The 2915-nt window shown below is 35.1% G+C and carries 2 protein-coding genes and 1 pseudogene; 2 read left to right on the top strand and 1 reads right to left on the bottom strand.

The window, feature by feature from the left end; genetic code table 11:
* The first annotated feature begins 810 nt into the window (after nt 1-810).
* Complete coding sequence (locus tag BLS65_RS15265; protein ID WP_092440549.1) at nt 811-2133, top strand: AAA family ATPase; 1323 nt, start codon at nt 811-813, stop codon at nt 2131-2133.
* Nucleotides 2117-2557 carry a hypothetical protein gene (locus tag BLS65_RS15260; protein ID WP_092440547.1) on the top strand — a complete coding sequence of 147 codons (441 nt, stop codon included), beginning with the start codon at nt 2117-2119 and terminating at the stop codon, nt 2555-2557. The genes BLS65_RS15265 and BLS65_RS15260 overlap by 17 nt, the downstream gene beginning before the upstream one ends.
* A 66-nt stretch (nt 2558-2623) precedes the next feature.
* Here BLS65_RS15260 and BLS65_RS18660 read toward each other — a convergent pair.
* A pseudogene (locus BLS65_RS18660) lies at nt 2624-2915 on the bottom strand (hypothetical protein); the annotation flags it as partial.

The following is a 2915-nucleotide window of genomic DNA, read 5'->3' as shown; positions in this document are numbered from 1 at the left end:
AAACAATGGCAATCGACAGCTAAACAATGGCAATCGACAGTGGAAACAATGACCACTGACAGTCAAACATTGGCATCGAGAGTGGAAACAACGACCATTGACAGTCAAACATTGGCATCGACAGTGAAAACAACGATCACTGACGGCTAAACAATGGACACTGACAGTCAAACATTAGCAATCGACAGTGAAAATAATAGCAAGTGACCTCTAAACATTGGCCACTGACAGTGGAAACAGGGACTATAAAAAGAAGGTGTAACCAGAATAAATAATTGGATTAGGAAGGCCTGTTACCGAATGCCCTGTTTTGCGCAGCCGGATTCTCGTTGGCCTGAAAGGCCTACCCGTAAAAGCACAGGGCGCAGCCCTGTGTGTAAGCAAATACCCGATTGAGCAGAGAGTATTACAAAAAGGTTACCCCACACTAGCTGCGGCACTCGTATGCTACGCACCTGCTGGAGGCAGACACCGATATCCGGTTTATCCAAGAGCAGCAAGACAACCGAAATAACACCCGTGTAAGCATAACAGGCCTGAAAAAAATTAAGTCGCCGTTTGATGATTTATAATTATTTTGCTTCCTTTGGTATAAGAAATAAACCGCACTAAAGGTGTGTTTATACATACCAAAATGGGTGGATAAACGGACATTTTGTCCGTTTATAAACAAGTTAGCCGTCATTCTAACAAACTAACTAAAAATGACAATAAAAATTAAAAAACAATAATCATAATCAAAATTTTGCGATTTATTTGCATATTTTAAATTTTGTCGTATCTTTGCAACCTAATTTAAAAATTGACAAAATGATTATAGAATTCAAAGTTGAAAATTTCTTGTCTTTTAAAGACTTGACTACTCTTTCAATGATTACTGCAAAATCATTTAAAGAACACCAAGACACTCACACCATTCCAATAGACAATAAATTAAGTTTACTGAAATCTGCTGTCATTTATGGAAATAATGCAAGTGGAAAAAGTAATCTATTAAAAGCTATGGCTTTTATGAAACAGATTATTTTAAATTCATTTCGAGATGCTTTAATGGATGATACTGATAGGAAATTCCCATTAGAAAAATTTGCACTCAATTCAAAAACTGAAAATGAAACTACATTTTTTGAAGTATCTTTTTTTCATAACGGAACAAAATATAGATATGGTTTTGAGATAGATTATGACAAAGTTGTTGCCGAATGGTTATATCACACTACAAGTAAAGAAGTTTATTTATTTAAAAGAGATTTACAAAAAATTGAAGTAAATAAATCCGCTTTTAAAGAAGGTTTAGGAAAAGAAAATGATGTAAAAGAAAATGTATTATTTCTATCAGTTCTTGCTACTCTTGGGAAGGAAACATCTTCAAGTATCGTTGAATGGTTTAAGAATTTTAACATTATTAATGGTATATATGACAGGGGGCATAAAAGATATACAATCGATAAACTAAAATCTGACAAAGACTTTTTCAATTGGGTGTTGCATTTCATTAAATATCTTGAAATTTCAAATATTTCGACCAACGAAGAAGATGTAAATGAAATAGAAATAGATTTTAATGCTCTTAAAGAAAAAAATGATGATGAAGAAATAATAAATATTCTTTCGAGTATTAATCCAAAAAAATCTAAAAGAGATTTTTTATTAACTTATCACAGAAAATATGACGATAACAATGTTCTTGTAGATACAATTCCTTTCAACTTTGACAGACAAGAAAGTGAAGGAACTAAAAAATTGCTTTACTTACTTGGTCCTTGGTATGATACTTTGAAAAACAGCAAAGTCCTAATAATAGACGAACTTGATTCAAGACTGCATAGCCATTTAACTTTAAGACTTGTTGATTTTTTTCATAAATGCAATATGAACCAAGCACAACTAATTTGTGCTGTTCACGACATTTCACTTTTGAACAAGGAAACTTTTAGAAGAGACCAGATTTGGTTTGTAGAAAAAAATCAATTTGGTGCATCTGAATTAATTTCATTAGCTGATTTTAAAACAGACACCGTTAGAAACAAATCTGCGTTTGACAAAAATTACCTTGAAGGAAAATATGGAGCAATTCCTTATTTTGACATCGACCATAAACTAAACCAACTTTTATATGGCGAAGCAAGATAAATTCAAAGAAAGAAACATAGCTTCCTACAAAAGAGAACTTAAAGGTGTTGAAACAAAACAGGGTAGGAAAGAGCCACTTATAGTTTTAAGTTTTAGAGATTTCGACAGAAATCAAGGGCAAAATTTTGAAGAGTGGGAAGAAGAAAAACTTTTAGCATTGGCTATAAGTAAATTAAGAGATATATGCCAACTGACAAGAATTCAAGCTACATCTCAACAGATAATAAAGCAATATTCAAATGTAGATTTTCCGCCAAATACAGCTTTTGAACATCCAATACACGTTTTACCTGATGTAGTTTGGTGTTCAATGCACATACAAGGAAAAGAATGTATCATCGGACACTTTGAAGACAATATTTTTCACATAGTTTTCCTTGACAAAAACCACGAATTTTGGATTTCTAAAAAGAAAAACACTTGACGAAAAAAAGAACGAACGGCTAATCGAGTAGGTTGCCCCGCCAGCTAAGCCGACGGGGAGAACCTCTCACACCACTGTACGTACGGGTCTCGTATACAGCGGTTCATTAAGATGTGGCGCAATTTTCTCGTAATGTGTAAGCATAGCCTCATACCCCCTTTTGCCTAAGCGATCAAGGGTAATCGTGGTTCCCAAAATGGGGCTTTGGGCAACTGCCCAGCCTCCCATTCGCGTTCTACTCCACGCATAGGCGTGATCATGGTCAATTCCCAGCCGAATTAGGTTTTTCCGCTTCCGTTCAGGTTTCTTCCAGTGGTGCCAAATGCAGTACCGCAGGCGGTTGCGCAGCCAGCCATCG

The sequence above is a fragment of the Williamwhitmania taraxaci genome, assembly GCF_900096565.1.
In the GTDB taxonomy this organism is placed as follows: domain Bacteria; phylum Bacteroidota; class Bacteroidia; order Bacteroidales; family Williamwhitmaniaceae; genus Williamwhitmania; species Williamwhitmania taraxaci.
Note: the sequence above shows the minus strand (reverse complement) of the source record. Positions and strands in the feature narration are given on the sequence as shown.